This window comes from Amycolatopsis vancoresmycina (genome assembly GCF_000716785.1).
In the GTDB taxonomy this organism is placed as follows: Bacteria; Actinomycetota; Actinomycetes; order Mycobacteriales; family Pseudonocardiaceae; genus Amycolatopsis; species Amycolatopsis vancoresmycina.
In genome coordinates, this window is record NZ_JNYY01000007.1 from 164,551 (window position 1) to 180,500 (window position 15,950).

Below are 15,950 nucleotides of genomic sequence, written 5' to 3' on the forward strand. Positions count from 1 at the left end.
CACTCCCGTTGTTGTGATGGGTGGCGCTTGCTGATCCCAGCAGGTCTAGGCCGGCACCCCGTCGGCGGGGGTGCTGACCAACGTGCCGATTCTTTCACCACTCACCGCGCGGGCGATGTTCCCCTCGGTGAGCAGGTTGAACACGATGATCGGCATGTTGTTGTCCATGCAGAGGCTGAACGCCGTCGCGTCGGCGACCTTGAGGTCCCGCTCCAGCACCTCGCGGTGGGTGATCTCGCGGAACATCTCGGCGGTGGGGTCGGCCTTCGGGTCCGCGGTGTAGACGCCGTCGACGGCCTTGGCCATCAGCACGGCTTCGCAGCCCAGTTCGAGCGCCCGCTGCGCGGCCGCGGTGTCGGTGGAGAAGTACGGCATGCCGACCCCGGCGCCGAAGATCACGACGCGGCCCTTCTCCAGGTGCCGCTCGGCGCGGCGCGGGATGTACGGCTCGGCGACCTGCCCCATCGTGATGGCGGTCTGCACGCGGGTCGGCAGGCCCTCCTTCTCGAGGAAGTCCTGCAGCGCCAGGCAGTTCATCACGGTGCCCAGCATCGCCATGTAGTCGGCGCGGTCGCGGTCCATGCCGCGCTGCGAAAGCTCCGCGCCGCGGAAGTAGTTGCCGCCGCCGATCACGACCGCGACCTGGACGCCGGTGCGGGCGACGTCGGCGATCTGCTGCGCGACCGAGTGGACGACATCCGGATCGACGCCGATCGAACCACCGCCGAACATTTCGCCGCCCAGTTTCAGCAGCACCCGCCGGTAGCCACCTTCGACCCGGTCACCCATCTATGTCGCCTCCTGTGTTTTCGCCGCCTCCGAGGGAGGGATTACGTCGGCGGGGCCCCTCGACCTGTTTTTGTCATATCCAGACCTGACAGTGCCCCGTCCCCGATGGACGGAGACGGGGCACTGGTGAAACCTACGCCCGGACCTGGCCTCAGGCCTGGCCGACCTCGAAGCGCGCGAACTTGGTCAGCGTCACGCCGGCCTCGTCGAGCAGGGCCTTGACGGTCTTCTTGTTGTCCTTGACCGACGGCTGCTCGAGCAGGACGTTGTCCTTATAGTAGGCGTTGACCTTGCCCTCGATGATCTTCGGCATGGCCTGCTCCGGCTTGCCTTCCTCGCGGGCGGTCTGCTCGGCGATGCGGCGCTCGTTCTCGACGATCTCGGCCGGCACCTCGTCGCGGGTCAGGTACTTCGCGCGCAGCGCGGCGACCTGCATGGCGGCACCGCGGGCGGCCTCGGCGTCGTCACCGGTGAACTCGACGAGCACGCCGACGGCCGGCGGCAGGTCGGAGCCGCGGCGGTGCAGGTAGGTCGCGGTCTGGCCCTCGAAGGCCACGACGCGGCGCAGCTCGAGCTTCTCGCCGATGCGGGCCGACAGCTCCTGGACGACCTCGTTGACGGTCTTGCCGTCGAGCTCGGCACCCTTGAGCGCCTCGACGTCGGAGGTCTTGAGGGTCTTCGCGACCTCGACGACCTTCGCGGCGAGCGCCTGGAAGTCGGCGTTCTTCGCGACGAAGTCGGTCTCGGAGTCGAGCTCGATGAGGACGCCGCCGTCGCCGGTGACCAGGCCCTCGGCGGTGGCGCGCTCGGCGCGCTTGCCGACGTCCTTGGCACCCTTGATGCGGAGGAACTCGACGGCCTTGTCGAAGTCGCCGCCGTTCTCCTCCAGGGCCTTCTTGCAGTCCATCATGCCGGCGCCGGTCATTTCGCGCAGGCGCTTCACGTCAGCGGCGGTGTAGTTCGCCATTCTGGTAAATCCGTCCTTTGCAGGAAATCTGTGGGTTGCAACGCCCGTGCGGCCGGCCCCGGGGGCGCGGCCGCACGGACGGTGGAGCGTCAGGAGGAGGCGGTCGCCTGCTCGGTGGCGGCCTCGGTCGCAGCAGCGGCCTCGGTCGCGTCGGCGGCGGCGGTCTCGGAGCCGGCGAGCAGCTCCTTCTCCCACTCGGCCAGCGGCTCGTCCGAAGCAACGCCCGGCTCCGGCTTGGTGTCGGCCGAAGCACCGTTGCGGCTGGAGCGGGCCATCAGACCGGCGGCCGCGGCCTCGGCGACGACCTTGGTCAGCAGCGCGGCGGAGCGGATCGCGTCGTCGTTGCCCGGAATCGGGTAGTCGACCTCGTCCGGGTCGCAGTTGGTGTCCAGGATCGCGACGACCGGGATGTTCAGCTTCCGAGCCTCGCCGACGGCGATGTGCTCCTTCTTCGTGTCGACGATCCACACCGCGCTCGGCACCTTGGCCATGTCGCGGATACCGCCGAGGGTCTTCTCCAGCTTTTCCTTCTCGCGGGTCAGCGTCAGGATCTCGCGCTTGGTGAGGCCGGCGAAGCCGCCGGTCTGCTCCTGGGCCTCGAGCTCCTTGAGGCGGAGGAGGCGCTTGTGCACGGTCTGGAAGTTGGTCAGCATGCCGCCGAGCCAGCGCTGGTTGACGTAGGGCATGCCCACGCGCGCGGCCTCGTTGGCGATGGCTTCCTGAGCCTGCTTCTTGGTGCCGACGAACATGATGGTGCCGCCGTGCGCGACGGTTTCCTTGATGAATTCGTACGCACGGTCGATGTAGGTCAGCGTCTGCTGCAGGTCGATGATGTAGATGCCGTTGCGCTCGGTGAAGATGTAGCGCTTCATCTTCGGGTTCCACCGGCGGGTCTGGTGCCCGAAGTGCACGCCGCTGTCGAGCAGCTGCTTCATGGTGACGACGGCCATTGCCGGAATCACACCTCTTCTGTGTCGTGCGCGCCGTGCGTGTGACGGCGCGCTGCTCGGTTTTGTCGCTCCCGGCCGGGTGGCCGTTCGCCCTGGTGCCCGTGCCGGCATCCGGACCCCGGGGTGAGGACCCGGGGACCGCCGGACGCCGCGCGCCCACCCGGCTGCTTCCAGACCGGGGAACGCGCACGTGCACGCGAAGTCAGCCCGCTAACACGGACCGCGGGAAAGATTCTACCCCCTGCCACCACCCCCTCCCCCACCGGCGGCCGCTCACCGGCGCGGTTGTCCACATCGGCTCCGGTTATCCACAGATTCACGACCACGCCCCCACGGAGCGGCCGGGTACCGCAGGCTGGAGCCATGGAGACGATCACGCGTTGCCGACGGTGGGGTTTGGCTGTGGTTGCCCTGGTCACGGGGGTGTGCGGAAGTTTCGGAGGAGAGTTCGGGAGGGGCGGTGGGGAGGTCCGGGCGCCGGCATTCGGGGGTGAACTGCCGATGTTGGTGGCCCTGGGGACAGGTGGAGGTTGGACGGGTGGATCAGGGGCGCCGGGATGGGCGGGGGCTTGGGCGGGCGGTCCGGCACCGCCAACGACGGACTCCCGAGCCCCCGGCCCCGCGACGCAGCCATGGGCCGAAGCTCTGGCGGCAGAGCCGCGGCCGAGCGACCTGCCCCCGCACCTAGCGGACTCCCTTCTTCACGGCCGAGCGGGGCAGCCGTGGGCCGACCGCCCGGCTGCAGAGCTGTGGCCGAGCGGCCTGGCATCACCAACGGCGGACTCCCCGTTCCCTGCCTCGGCGGCGGAGCCGTGGGCAGGCGACCTGGCACCGCCCTCCCCGTTCTCCGTGCCGTCGGCGAACACGCCATGGGTCGCCGCGGTCCGGCTGTCGCCGATAGCCGACGAGCTGGGCTCGGGCAGTTCCCCCGTCGTGCGGCAGTCGCGGCTCTCCTGGCCCTTGTCACCCGTTCCGGTGGTCACCAAATATTTCGACGCCCCCGAAACACCCTTCGGCGCCGGACACCGCGGGGTCGATCTGGCCGCCGTGCCCGGGCAGGACGTGCTGGCCGCCGATGCGGGTGTCGTCGTCTTCGCCGGGATGGTGGGCGGGCGGCCCGTGCTGTCCGTCGACCACGACGGTGGGCTGCGGACCACCTACGAGCCCGTCGTGCCGAAGGTCGCCGTGGGTGAGCAGGTCTACCGGGGGCAAGTGCTCGGCACCGTCCTCGCCGGGCACCTGGGCTGTCCGACCGCGGCGTGCCTGCACTGGGGCGTGCGGCGGGGCGAGGAGTACGTCGATCCACTCGCGCTGACCGGCGAGACCGGCGAATACCGGCTCAAACCGTGGGGAGGTGGTGGGTGATCAGGCGCCGGTCTGCTCGACCAGCTTGGCGCGCAGCCGCATGACCGCCCGCGTGTGCAGCTGGCTCACCCGGGACTCCGTGACGCCGAGGACCTTGCCGATTTCGGCGAGGGTCAGGCTCTCGAAGTAGTAGAGGCTGACCACGATCTTGTCCCGCTCGGTGAGCTGCGCGATCGCCTGGGCCAGCTGGCGGCGGTTGTCCTGGTCGACGAGCACCGCGACCGGGTCGACGGCGTCGTCGTCGGGCAGCGTGTCGACCAGCGAGCCGCTGTCCTTGCCTGCGGCCACCAGGTCCTCCAGCGCGACGACGCTGGTGAGCTGCAGCTGGCCGTAGAAGTCGCGAAGCTCGTCGAGGCCGATGCCGAGCTCGGTGGCCAGTTCGGCGTCAGTCGGGGTGCGGTGCAGGCGGGCGCCGAGCCGCTCCATCGCGCGCTCGGCCTCCTTGGCCTTGCTGCGGACCGCGCGCGGGACCCAGTCCTGGGAACGGAGGTCGTCGAGGATCGCGCCACGGATGCGCTGCATCGCGTACGTCTCGAACCGCAGGCCGCGCTCGGGGTCGAACTTTTCGATCGCGTCGACGAGCCCGAAGATGCCCGACTGGACCAGGTCACCGACGTCGATGTGGGTCGGCAGCCCGGTGCCGACCCGGCCGGCGACGTACTTGACCAGCGGGGCGTAGTGCAGCACGAGCCGATCACGCGACGCCTGGTCGGGGCTGTCGGCGAACTGCTGCCACAGCGCCGCGATCCCGGCGTCGACGTCGTAGCCGGCCCGGGTGTCCGCGGGCACGGCGGTCTCACCGTGAGTGTTCACTCCGGCGGCTTCGGTCACGTGCGGGCCTGCGGTCATTGCACCGTCGTTCTCGGCATGCGGCTCAGTGTCGTCTCCGTGCTCGTGCGGATGCGCGTGCGCCGCCGGGCCTGCTGCTGGACGACCCCGGCGAGCCTCCCCCGGACCGCCTCAGGCCCTGGGGTGCGCTCGGTCATGGATCGCTTTCAACCGGTCGACGGTCACATGAGTGTAGAGCTGCGTCGTGGCAAGCGTAGCGTGACCAAGCAGTTCCTGAACGCTCCTGAGATCGGCACCCCCTTCGAGCAGATGCGTCGCGGCCGAATGCCGCAGGCCGTGGGGCCCCATGTCGAGGGCTCCGGGCACCGCGGTGACGGCGTCGTGCACCACGCGCCGCACCGCCCGCGGGTCGACGCGTTTCCCCCGCACACCGAGGAAAAGCGCGGCCTCGGCGCTCTCACCACCGGTTTCGGCGACGATCTTCGGCCGCCCCTCCTCGATCCAGTCGCCCAGCGCCTCGGCCGCCGGGACGCCGAACGGGACGACCCGTTCCTTGCCGCCCTTCCCCAGCACCGTCACGACACGGCGGGAGAAGTCCGCCCCGCCGACGTCCAGCCCGCACAACTCGGACACGCGGATACCGGTGGCGTAGAGCAGCTCGACGATCGCGCGATCACGCAGCGCGACCGGATCGCGTTGCGCGGCCCCGGCAGCCGACGCCTGCATCACCTCCCCCGCCTGCCCGGCACGCAGCACCCCGGGCAGGGTGCGGTGCGCCCGCGGGGCGGCGAGCCGGCCGCCCGGGTCGGTGGCCAGGACCCCGGTGCGGTCCGCCCAGGCGGTGAACGTCCGCACCGAGGCGGCCCGCCGGGCGAGCGTCGTCCGGCTCGCCCCGCCGGCCTGCTGGGCGGCGAGCCACGCCCGCAGCCGGGCGAGGTCGAGGTCCGCAACCTCGCCCCCGCCGTCCACGACGAAACCCAGCAGCGCCACCGCATCGCCGACGTACGCCCGCACGGTGTGCGCGGACAGGCCGCGTTCGAGCCCGAGGTGCCGTTCGTAGCCGGCGACGACGGCCCGCACGGGCTCGGGCAGCGCGGCCCGGAGCGCGCGCAGATCGGGGCGGCGGGCTCGTCCGGAGCGTGCTGACGGCATGGATGTCACGCTGCGCGAACAACCGCCTCGGGTCAAGGATCGCCACGCGTCCGCACCGGACCGGCCGAACACGGTCGACGATTTCGCCCGGATTCCGTGGTGATCACGCGCTTTCCTTCCGTCGTCGCCAGCCCGCTTCCCCGCGGACGGCGAATCCGTCGAGTTCCAGTTCCGGCAGCAACGCCCGCACCCGCCGCAGCGGCAGGCCCGATTCGGCCGCGATCTCGGAGTCTGACCGGTCGGTGCGCACAGCCAGTGCCTCGAAGGTGCGCAATGCCTCGGGCCCCAGCCGGTCGGTGCGCCGTTTCGGCCGCCTGGTGGTGTCTTCCGCGATGCCGAAGTGACCGACGGTCTCGAGGACTTCGTCGACGGTCGAGACCAGCGTCGCCCGGGCATCGCGGATCAGGTCGTGACAGCCGGCGGACATCCCCGACGACACCGGCCCCGGCAGCGCCATCACCACTTTGCCGAGCGCACCGGCGGTGCTCGCGGTGTTGCGGGCGCCGCTGCGCCGCCCGGCCTCGACGACCAGGGTGCCCTCGGTGAGGGCGGCGATCAGCCGGTTGCGGACGAGGAACCGGTGCCGGGCCGGCGGAGTACCGGGCGGGTACTCGCTGACGACCGCACCACCGGCCCCGACCATCCGCTTCAGCAGGGCGACGTGCCCCGCCGGATAGCCGGCGTCGACGGCGCACCCCAGCACGGCAACGGTGACACCGGACGCGGCGAGAGCGCCTCGGTGCGCAGCTCCATCGATGCCGTAGGCGGCGCCGGAGAAGACCGGGACACCCCGGACGCCAAGCCCATAGGCGAACTCGGCGGCGTGGTGTTCCCCGTATTCGGTGGCGGCACGGGCTCCGACCACGGCCACAGCCCGATCGGCGGCGGCGCCGAGGGAAACCTCCCCGGACACCCACAGAGCCAAGGGCGGAACGGCTTCGGCCACCCCACGCCGTGCGGCGAGATCCAGGGCGAGCAACGGCCAAGCAGGCCACTCATCGTCCTCGGGCACGACAAGGCGCGCACCTGCCTCGGCGGCCCGGGCGAAGTCCTGGGCGACAAGGTCGAAGCCCCGCCGCGCCTCGGTCACCTTCAGCACATCAGGCGGGCAATCGCCACGCCGAACCCGCCCGGCGGCGGCAACCGGCCCATGCTCGGCGACGAAGGCCACGAGGGCAGCCGCCGGCGGCTCGGCCACCCGCAGCAGGTAGGCGCGAGCCTGCCGCACGTCGTCGGCGTTCATGCCGCCACCCGTTCACGGAAGGCCAGCGCCGACCCGACTTGTTCGGCGCCTGGGCGGGACTCGCCGTCCAGGTCCGCCAGCGTCCAAGCGATGCGCAGGCAGCGATCGGCGCCGCGGCCGCTCAGGGCGCCGCGGTCCATGGCTCGGTCGAGCAGGACCGTTGCGGCGGCAGGAAGGGCGAACTGACGACGCAGGGCCGGGCCGGGCACCTCGGAGTTGGACGACCAGCCGTGTTCGCTCCACCGTCGCGCCGCGCGTTCACGGGCGACCAGGACCCGCTGGCGGACCGCTTCGGACGGCTCTGCCGAGCCGGCGTCGTGTGCGCTGATGGCGCTCAGCGGCCGCAATCGGACTCTCAGGTCGACGCGATCGAGCAGCGGTCCCGATAACTTGGCGAGGTAGCGACGGCGAGCGCTCGGCGAGCACACGCAGTCGGTGTCCTTCGGCGGTGCACACGCGCACGGGTTGGTGGCGAGGACCAGCTGGAACCGGGCGGGGTAGGTGATCGATCCCTTGACCCGGGCAATGCGTACCTCACCCTCTTCGAGAACGGTCCTGAGCGACTCGAGGCACTGCCCACCGAACTCGCAGACCTCGTCGAGGAACAGGACACCGCGGTGCGCCCGGCTGATCGCGCCCGGCGACGCGATTCCGCTCCCCCCGCCGATCAGGGCGGGAACCGAGATCGAATAGTGCGGAGCCACGAACGGCGGGACCGTCACCAGCGGGGAGGACTTCGACAGCGAGCCGTCGACCGAGTGCACCGCGGTGACCTCCAAGGACTCCTCCTGCGTCAGCTGCGGGAGCAGACCGGGAAGCCGCTTCGCCAGCATCGTCTTGCCCACTCCGGGCGGGCCGGTGAGGAGGAGGTGGTGCCCACCGGCTGCGGCGACCTCCAAGGCCCACCGTGCCTCCGGCTGGCCGACGACATCCGCGAGATCCGGCACGTCCGGCGGCGCTGCTGGAGCGGGCGGCTCCGGACCTGCCAGCTCGGCTTCACGCTTCAGCCAAGCCACGAAGTCCCGCAGATGCGGCGCGCCCGCGATCTCGATGCCGTCCACGAGTCCTGCCTCGACGAGGGAGTCCGTCGGCACGACGGCTCGTCCGTAGCCCGCCGCCCGGGCGGCCAGGAGGCCCGGGAGGATGCCGCGGACCGCGCGGATCCGGCCGTCCAAGGCCAGTTCGCCGAGCAACACGGTGCCGAGCAGCCGCGTTGCCGGCACCGCGCCGGATGCGGCGAGCACCGCCGCCGCGATGCCCAGGTCGAAGGCTGACCCCATCTTGGGCAGGTTCGCCGGGGACAGGCCGAGAGTGACTTTGCCGTCGGGCCACGGCTCCCCGGAATTGCGCACGGCCGATCGAACGCGGTCCTTCGCCTCGCGGAGTCCGGCGTCGGGCAGGCCCACGAGGGTGATCCGGCTCAGCCCACCGCCGAGGTCGGCTTCGATCTCGATCACCCGGCCGTTGATGCCGAGGAGGCCCGCTGACCAGGCTTTGGCGATGGGCATCAGAACGCCGCCTCGATGTGCTGGAGGCGGGCCTGGGTGCCTGGTTCCGCCAGGATCGTGACCACGTCGTAGCGGACCGGGCACCAGCCGATGCGGTACTCGCGTAGCCAGCGTTGGGCTGCGCGGCGGACGCGGCCGGCCTTTTCCTCCGTGACCGTTTCGGTCGGCAGGCCGAATTCGGTTCCGGTGCGGGTTTTCACCTCGCAGACGATGACGCGGGTCCGGTCGGTGAAGACCAGGTCCAGCTCGCCCTCGCGGCAGCGCCAGTTGCGGGCCAGCAGGACCAGGCCGCGGTCCTGGAGGTAGCGGAGGGCGAGGTCCTCGCCCCAGGCACCCAGGTCGCGGCGGTGTCTTGCGAGCTCGTCGGTGCCCGTCATCCGTTCGCCCCCTCGTCGGTTCGCCCTCGTCACCGGGGCGGTCCCGGCGATCACGGTGCGTGTGCCTTCGACGATGGCAGGGACCGGGCCGGGCGGACCAGAGCGGAATCGCGAACCTGTGGACAACCGGGGTGCTGGGGACAACTCGCCCACGGATCGCCTTGGGGGAGCCCGGATTGTCGGTGGGGTGTGCTAGGGGCGGCGAGCCCGTAGAAACGCACCGCGCCGGCTCCCCCACGGAGAGCCGGCGCGGTCGAGTCGGGAGGTCAGCCCGAGAACGGGCCGTCCTCGGGGAGGCGGAGGTCCGGCTTGTCCAGTTCCTCCACGTTGACGTCCTTGAACGTGATCACCCGGACGTGCTTGACGAACCGGGCCGGGCGGTACATGTCCCAGACCCACGCGTCCGACATGCGGACCTCGAAGTACACCTCGCCACCACCGTCGCGGACCTGCACGTCCACGGCGTTGGCCAGGTAGAACCGTCGCTCGGTTTCCACCACGTACGAAAACTGGCCGACTATGTCGCGGTACTCGCGGTACAGCGAGAGCTCCATTTCGGTCTCGTACTTCTCGAGATCCTCTGCGCTCATGAAATCCGCGCCCCTCCTCGGGATCGTGCTGGTGCTCCGCCGGCAGAGCGTTCATTGTGACCCACACCCGCGGCCGGGGCATGCAGCGGCAGGCTGAGTTGCGGCTCCAACGCCTCGTCGAGGACCGCGGCCAGGCTCGCCGCACCGGGGGTCTCGATGGCCTTTTCCAGCGCCGCATACGTGAGCAGGACCGGCCGCGCCGGGCGCAGGCCGCGCTTGATCGCCACCGTGGCCACGTTCGTGTAGGACCAGCGGTGGACGTCGCTCGGGCCGTGCTCGCGCAGCGCCGCCAGGTGGTCGGACGTGCTGTAACCCTTGTGCACGTCGAAACCGTAGTGCGGGAGGTCCTCGTGGTGGCCCGCCATGATGCGGTCTCGCGTCACCTTCGCCAGCACCGACGCGGCCGCGATGCAGGCCACCGAACGGTCGCCCTTGATGACCGCCGCGTTCGGGGCCGTCAGGCCCGGCACGCGGAACCCGTCGCTGAGGATGTACCCCGGCTGCACGCGTAGCGCCGCCGCCGCCCGGCGCATGGCCTCCAGGTTCATCACCCGGATGCCGTAGAGGTCGACCTCTGCCGTCGGGACGACGATCACCGAGTAGTCGACGGCGCGGGCGAGGACCAGGTCGTAGACCCGGTCGCGCGCCTTGGCCGTCATCAGCTTCGAGTCCGTGAGCTCGGTCAGCTTCGCCGCGTCGCCCTGCTTGAGCACGCAAGCCGCGACCACGAGCGGCCCGGCGCACGCCCCGGCGCCGGCTTCGTCCACGCCGGCGACCGGGCCGAGGCCACGGCGGTCGAGCGCGCCCTGCAGACCCCAGAAGAGGTCGCCGCGCACCACGGCTCGCGGTGGCCGGATCGGCTCGGCCGCCGTCAGGGGAACGGGAAGTGTCAAAGCAGGATCACCCGTCTGCTGGAAACAGGCTAGGGTTTCCGCCCGGCCGCCCGGCGCAGTCCGGACTTGAGCTTGCGCCCGAGGAACAACGCCGGCCACGCCGCCGCGATCCCGGCGCCCAGCGGGAGCCCGCTCTGCCAGGCCGGCGCGCCCAGCGCCACCGGCTGCGCCGACTCCTGCGGGTTGTGGTCGGTGATCCCGCCCCACCGGCTCGGCGGCAGGACGATGATCCGCGCCTTGCCGATGATGTTGTCGACCGGGACCGCGCCGTTCACGCCGCCGCCGCCCTGGAAACGGGAGTCGTCGGAGTTGTTGCGGTTGTCGCCCTGCACCCAGACCATCCCGGCCGGCACCTTGACCGGCTCGAAGGTCTTCTGCTCCTGGACCGACGGGTCTTCCCAGTGGATGTACGGCTCGTCGAGCGCCTTGCCGTCCACGATCATCCGGCCCTGCGGATCGCAGCACTGGACGGTCTGGCCGCCGACCGCGATCACGCGCTTGACGAAGTCGCGCTCGTCCGGCGGGGCGAACCCGACCAGCGAGCCGAGACCGCGCAGGCCCTGGACGATGATGTTGCTCGACTCCTGCGGCGCGATCTCGTTGTTGATCCACGCCGGCGGGCCCTTGAACACGATCACGTCGCCCGGGGCGGGCTCGGTGAAGTCGTAGGTGACCCGGTCGACGAGGATCCGGTCTCCGGTGCACCCGGGGCACCCGTGCAGGGTGGCCTCCATGGAGCCCGAAGGGATCATGAAGACCTTCGCGAGGAATGTCTGGATCAGGATCGTGAGCACCAGGGCGATCACGAGCAGGATCGGCAGTTCCTTCCAGAACGACCGTTTCTTGGCGGGCTTGGCTCGCCGCCGGCGGGATCCCCCGCGCTCCTCGGAGCGGGACAGCCTGGGCTTGTCCTCCTCGGAGCGGTCGGGGTCATCCTCGGGAGCGTTCTGGGACACGGGTTCGGCCACGTCGTCAGGCTACCGGTAACCGGGTGGTGACTCAGTTAGCCGAGGCCGTCTCGCGGTTCTCGCGGCGCTCCTTGATCTTGGCCTTCTTGCCGCGCAGGTCGCGCAGGTAGTACAGCTTCGCGCGCCGCACGTCACCGCGCTTGTGGACCTCGACCTCGGCGATGTTCGGCGAGTGCACCGGGAAGGTGCGCTCCACGCCGACGCCGAAGGAGATCTTGCGAACGGTGAAGGTCTCCCGGATGCCCCCGCCCTGGCGGCGGATGACCACGCCCTGGAAGACCTGGTTGCGCTCGCGGTTGCCCTCGATGACGCGGACACTCACCTTGAGCGTGTCGCCCGGGCGGAAGTCCGGGATGTCGGAACGCAGCGACTGCTTGTCCAGCGCGTCCAGGGTGTTCATCGGTGGTCCGTCCTCGTCTTCGGTATGGCTTGCGTACAGATCCCGGGCGCGCAACGGTGCCGCTGCGGGCGACCCGGGGGGCTGATGGCGGGCTCGTGGACGAGGAGGTCCACTCACGCCAACCTGTCAAGTATTACAGACCGGGATCGGGCCGGGCGAACCGGCCCTCGGCCTGCTCGGGGTCCAAGCCCTCCAGGACCCCGCGATCGTGCTTGTCGAGACTACCTTCCGGCAGCGCCGCCAGGAGATCGGGGCGGCGGCGGGCGGTGCGCTCGAGGGCCTGGTCACGCCGCCAGCGGTCGATCAGCGCGTGGTTGCCGGACCGCAGCACGTCCGGCACGGCGAGGTCCCGCCACACCTCCGGGCGCGTGTAGCTGGGCCCTTCGAGCAGGCCGTCGGAGAACGAGTCCTCGGCGGCCGAGCGCGCGTTGCCGAGCACGCCGGGCAGCAGCCGGACGACGGCCTCGACGATGACCAGCACCGCCGCTTCGCCGCCGACGAGCACGTAGTCGCCGATCGACACCTCGTCGACCGGCATCCGGCGGGCCGCGTCGTCGACGACCCGCTGGTCGATGCCCTCGTAGCGGCCGCAGGCGAAGACCAGGTGCTTCTCCGCCGCGTACTCGTGCGCCAGCTCCTGGGTGAACGGCCGTCCGGCCGGCGTCGGCACGACCAGGCGCGTCGCGTCTCCGCAGACGTCGTCCAGGGCCGGACCCCAGATCTGCGGTTTCATGACCATGCCGGGGCCGCCGCCGTACGGCGCGTCGTCGACCGCGCGGTGCACGTCGTGGGTCCAGTCGCGCAGGTCGTGCACGCCGACCTCGATCAGGCCGCGGTCGATCGCCCGGCCCAGCAGCGCGGCGCGCAGCGGGTCGAGGTATTCGGGGAAGATCGTGACGACGTCGATCCGCATGTCAGGCGTCCAGGAGCCCCTCTGGCGGGTCGAGCACGACCCGGCCGCCCGCGACGTCCACGGTGGGGACGATCGCGCGGACGAACGGCACCAGCACCTCGCGGCCCTCGACGTCGAGCTCCAGCAGCTCGCCCGCGGGCGAGTGGACGACCTCCACGACCTTGCCGACGACCGTGCCGTCGGCCAGCTCGGCGCGCAGGCCGGCCAGCTCGTGGTCGTAGAACTCGTCCGGGTCCGACGTGGGCGGCAGCGTGGCCGTGTCGGCCACCAGCAGCGCACCCCGCAGCGTCTCGGCGACGTCGCGGGTCAGGACCTCCTCGAAACGCACCAGCAGCCGCCCGCTGTGTTCGCGGGCGGCTGCGATGGTGAGTTCCCTCTTGCTGCCGTCACGCAGCTTCGTCGTGACGGCCGCACCGATCTTGAACCGCTCTTCCGGCGAGTCCGTGCGCACGTCCACCGCGAGTTCCCCGCGGATCCCGTGCGCCTTCGCGATGCGGCCTACTACGACGTCCATCCTGACCGTTCCGATGAGGCTCAGCGGTCGGTGTCGACGACGTCCACGCGGACGCCGCGGCCACCGATGCCACCCATGACGGTGCGCAGGGCGGTCGCCGTGCGACCACCCCGGCCGATCACCTTGCCGAGGTCGTCGGGGTGCACGTGCACCTCGAGCGTGCGGCCACGGCGCGTGGTCAGCAGCTCGACCCGGACCTCGTCCGGGTTGTCGACGATCCCGCGCACCAGGTGCTCGAGGGAGTCAGCCAGAAAGCTCACTCGGCCTTCTCACCCTCGGCTTCGGCCTTCTCCGCGTCGGCCTTCTTCGGGGCCGACTTCTTCTTCGGCGTGGTGGCCTCGGTGGAGGGCTCCTCGCCGGCCGCGGCCAGCGCCGCGTTGAACAGGTCCTGCTTCGACGGCTTCGGCTCGGCCACCTTCAGGGTGCCCTCGGCGCCCGGCAGGCCCTTGAACTTCTGCCAGTCACCGGTGATCTCCAGCAGGCGCTGGACCGGCTCGGTCGGCTGCGCGCCGACACCCAGCCAGTACTGGGCGCGCTCGGAGGCGACCTCGATCAGGCTCGGCTCTTCCTTCGGGTGGTACTTGCCGATCGTCTCGATGGCCTTGCCGTCCCGGCGGGTGCGCGCGTCGGCGACGATGATGCGGTAGTACGGCGCACGGATCTTGCCGAGGCGCTGCAGCTTGATCTTGACGGCCACGGGTGTGGGTTCTCCTCGAGTCTCTCTGGTGCTGGGCTGGGCGCACGCGGGCCGAGTGGGGACACGGTCGCGGGCACCCGGAGGTCAGGAGCTTTCGCACGGTGAGAGGGTCCGGCGGAAGCAGGCAGTGACCCATTCTGCCAGACGGCACCCGCGCCCCCCGAAAGAGGCTCAGAAAGACGCCACCCCGAGCGCCCCGAGCAGGATGGTCAGCGCGGGGAGGAAGTTGTTGACCTGGTGCGCGACGACGCTGCCCGGCAGCCGCCCGGTGACCAGCCGCACCAGGCCGATGGGCACCGCGATGACCAGCAGCAACGTCGTGCGCAGCGGCTCGAGGTGGCTGGCCGCGAACACCGCCGTGGACAGCAGGAACGCCGCGACGCGGCCCCAGCGCTCGCTGCGCCACTGCAGCTGCTCGGCCGCGCCCCAGAGCAGGCCGCGGTAGATGATCTCCTCGCAGATCGGGCCGAGCAGCCAGAGGTAGACGAACATCACGACGGCGGCGGAGATCGACATCCGGCGGTCCTCGACCAGCGCGCTGATCGCCGACGTCGCGTTGGCGTCGCCGACCAGGTGCGTCCACAGGTAGGCGGCGATGGTCGTGAAGACGAGCCCGACGCAGCCGTACCGGAACCCGGTCTTCACGTCGGCCCAGCGCCACTCGAGCCGCAGGTCGGCGACCGGCCCGTTGCCGCGGACGAAGGTGATCAGCACCGCCACGCCCGCCGCGATCATCGTCGGGAGCATGGTGCCGAGCAGCACGACGCGCATCGGCAGCGGACCGGGACCGGTGTCGCCGACCAGGGCGGACACGAAGGCCGCGGACGCCAGGAGCACCGCTTCGACGAGCAGGAAGGCGCCGAAGCCCCACCGGTGCCGCGGCGGAGACGGCAGGAAGGCGGTCGCGGCGGGCTCCTCGGGCTCGGGGAACGGCGTCGGGTCGGCAGCCGGGTCCCGGGGCTGGGAAGTGGTCACGCCTTGCCCTCCGCGTCGCTCGGCTCCTGCGTCGAGCCTAGCCGCCGGGATGTGATCGCACAGTATCCGTCCAACTACTGTCCATCGAACTTCGCAACGGCTAGTGCGCGACGAACAGCAGCACCGCCGGTGGCAGGTTGTTGGCGGCGTGGGCGATCACGCCCGCGCTGACCCGGCCGGACAGGTGGCGGGCCAGCCCGATCGCGAGGCCCTGGCCGAACAGGGCGATGGTGCGGGTCGGTTCGCCGTGCAGCTGCGCGAACACCAGGGAGGTGAGCACGAGCACCACCCACGGCGGGATCCGGTGGAACGACAGCGCGTTCCACAGCGTGCCGCGGACCAGCAGTTCCTCGGTGATCGGCGCGCCGGCGATGACGATCACCGCGGCGAGCACCAGCCACACCGTGTCGCCGTCGAAGGTGTCGGCGAGGTCGGTCAGCGGGCTGTCGGAGACGTCGTCGGCGCCGTAGACCGCGATCAGCATCAGGTTGAGCAGGTAGCCGACGACCAGCGCGAGCACGCCGCAGGCGAGGCCGATCCGGACGTCGCGCCAGGTCGGCTTGAGCCCGAAGTCCGCGCGCAGGCCGTCGCCCCAGAGCCACGACCCCGCCGCCGGGCCGAGGCCGAGCAGCAGGTTGGGCACGAACGCCAGGAGCAGCAGCGGGCCGATGTCGCGCAGCTCGAGGGGGTCGAACTCGCCGACGTTGCGGTTGACCGCCGCGGCGATGAGCAGGTTGGTCAGGTAGTAGCCGGCGATGCCCGCGAAGAACGCCACGAAACACCAGTGCGCCCTCAGCACGCTCCGTGCGCCGTCGTCGTCCGTCACGTCTCCCACGCTAAAGTGCCGAGCCCGCAAGGAA

General features: G+C 71.0%; 19 protein-coding genes. 1 reads left to right on the top strand and 18 read right to left on the bottom strand.

Annotation, left to right across the window (positions count from 1 at the left end):
• Positions 1–45: 45 nt before the first annotated feature.
• The 3 genes from pyrH to rpsB all read right to left on the bottom strand — a co-directional run bounded on the left by pyrH (position 46) and on the right by rpsB (position 2,706).
• Positions 46–789 (bottom strand): UMP kinase, encoded by a 744-nt coding sequence (gene pyrH / locus OO60_RS19090; protein ID WP_003065595.1) that lies wholly within the window; start codon positions 787–789, stop codon positions 46–48.
• A gap of 151 nt (positions 790–940) precedes the next feature.
• Positions 941–1,756 (bottom strand): translation elongation factor Ts, encoded by an 816-nt coding sequence (gene tsf / locus OO60_RS19095; RefSeq protein ID WP_003065598.1) that lies wholly within the window; start codon positions 1,754–1,756, stop codon positions 941–943.
• 89 nt (positions 1,757–1,845) lie between these two features.
• The gene (gene rpsB / locus OO60_RS19100) at positions 1,846–2,706 is read right to left on the bottom strand and encodes a 30S ribosomal protein S2 (protein ID WP_003065602.1); all 861 of its coding nucleotides are present in this window, start codon (positions 2,704–2,706) and stop codon (positions 1,846–1,848) included.
• 888 nt (positions 2,707–3,594) lie between these two features.
• Here rpsB and OO60_RS19105 point away from each other — a divergent pair.
• Positions 3,595–4,071, top strand: coding sequence for a M23 family metallopeptidase (locus OO60_RS19105; protein ID WP_240490625.1), 477 nt, complete (start codon positions 3,595–3,597; stop codon positions 4,069–4,071).
• Here the strand turns inward: OO60_RS19105 and OO60_RS19110 are convergent, their stop codons facing one another.
• The 15 genes from OO60_RS19110 to OO60_RS19180 form a co-directional block, all read right to left on the bottom strand.
• On the bottom strand, positions 4,072–4,920 hold the full coding sequence (locus OO60_RS19110; protein ID WP_003065608.1) for a FliA/WhiG family RNA polymerase sigma factor: 849 nt from the start codon (positions 4,918–4,920) through the stop codon (positions 4,072–4,074).
• A gap of 111 nt (positions 4,921–5,031) precedes the next feature.
• Positions 5,032–6,012 carry a tyrosine recombinase XerC gene (locus OO60_RS19115; RefSeq protein ID WP_033261806.1) on the bottom strand — a complete coding sequence of 327 codons (981 nt, stop codon included), beginning with the start codon at positions 6,010–6,012 and terminating at the stop codon, positions 5,032–5,034.
• Positions 6,013–6,115: 103 nt separating this feature from the next.
• Positions 6,116–7,255 carry a DNA-processing protein DprA gene (gene dprA, locus OO60_RS19120; protein WP_205624219.1) on the bottom strand — a complete coding sequence of 380 codons (1,140 nt, stop codon included), beginning with the start codon at positions 7,253–7,255 and terminating at the stop codon, positions 6,116–6,118.
• Positions 7,252–8,763, bottom strand: coding sequence for a YifB family Mg chelatase-like AAA ATPase (locus OO60_RS19125; protein ID WP_003096228.1), 1,512 nt, complete (start codon positions 8,761–8,763; stop codon positions 7,252–7,254). Before OO60_RS19125 ends, dprA begins: the two co-directional genes overlap by 4 nt.
• Positions 8,763–9,140 carry a YraN family protein gene (locus tag OO60_RS19130; RefSeq protein ID WP_003096227.1) on the bottom strand — a complete coding sequence of 126 codons (378 nt, stop codon included), beginning with the start codon at positions 9,138–9,140 and terminating at the stop codon, positions 8,763–8,765. Before OO60_RS19130 ends, OO60_RS19125 begins: the two co-directional genes overlap by 1 nt.
• Positions 9,141–9,406: 266 nt before the next feature.
• Positions 9,407–9,730 carry a DUF2469 domain-containing protein gene (locus OO60_RS19135; protein WP_003096226.1) on the bottom strand — a complete coding sequence of 108 codons (324 nt, stop codon included), beginning with the start codon at positions 9,728–9,730 and terminating at the stop codon, positions 9,407–9,409.
• On the bottom strand, positions 9,727–10,569 hold the full coding sequence (locus tag OO60_RS19140; RefSeq protein WP_051767720.1) for a ribonuclease HII: 843 nt from the start codon (positions 10,567–10,569) through the stop codon (positions 9,727–9,729). Before OO60_RS19140 ends, OO60_RS19135 begins: the two co-directional genes overlap by 4 nt.
• 83 nt (positions 10,570–10,652) lie before the next feature.
• On the bottom strand, positions 10,653–11,591 hold the full coding sequence (gene lepB / locus OO60_RS19145; RefSeq protein WP_033261807.1) for a signal peptidase I: 939 nt from the start codon (positions 11,589–11,591) through the stop codon (positions 10,653–10,655).
• Positions 11,592–11,622: 31 nt separating this feature from the next.
• Positions 11,623–11,991 (bottom strand): 50S ribosomal protein L19, encoded by a 369-nt coding sequence (gene rplS, locus OO60_RS19150; protein WP_003103119.1) that lies wholly within the window; start codon positions 11,989–11,991, stop codon positions 11,623–11,625.
• 133 nt (positions 11,992–12,124) lie between these two features.
• On the bottom strand, positions 12,125–12,904 hold the full coding sequence (gene trmD / locus OO60_RS19155) for a tRNA (guanosine(37)-N1)-methyltransferase TrmD (protein WP_003103116.1): 780 nt from the start codon (positions 12,902–12,904) through the stop codon (positions 12,125–12,127).
• A gap of 1 nt (position 12,905) precedes the next feature.
• On the bottom strand, positions 12,906–13,418 hold the full coding sequence (rimM, locus tag OO60_RS19160) for a ribosome maturation factor RimM (protein ID WP_003103114.1): 513 nt from the start codon (positions 13,416–13,418) through the stop codon (positions 12,906–12,908).
• Between the two features lie 20 nt (positions 13,419–13,438).
• On the bottom strand, positions 13,439–13,678 hold the full coding sequence (locus OO60_RS19165; protein WP_003103110.1) for an RNA-binding protein: 240 nt from the start codon (positions 13,676–13,678) through the stop codon (positions 13,439–13,441).
• Complete coding sequence (gene rpsP, locus OO60_RS19170; RefSeq protein ID WP_003103106.1) at positions 13,675–14,115, bottom strand: 30S ribosomal protein S16; 441 nt, start codon at positions 14,113–14,115, stop codon at positions 13,675–13,677. Before rpsP ends, OO60_RS19165 begins: the two co-directional genes overlap by 4 nt.
• Before the next feature lie 171 nt (positions 14,116–14,286).
• Positions 14,287–15,090 carry a CPBP family intramembrane glutamic endopeptidase gene (locus OO60_RS19175; RefSeq protein WP_003103099.1) on the bottom strand — a complete coding sequence of 268 codons (804 nt, stop codon included), beginning with the start codon at positions 15,088–15,090 and terminating at the stop codon, positions 14,287–14,289.
• A gap of 100 nt (positions 15,091–15,190) precedes the next feature.
• The gene (locus OO60_RS19180) at positions 15,191–15,916 is read right to left on the bottom strand and encodes a CPBP family intramembrane glutamic endopeptidase (RefSeq protein WP_003103095.1); all 726 of its coding nucleotides are present in this window, start codon (positions 15,914–15,916) and stop codon (positions 15,191–15,193) included.
• Positions 15,917–15,950 lie beyond the last annotated feature (34 nt).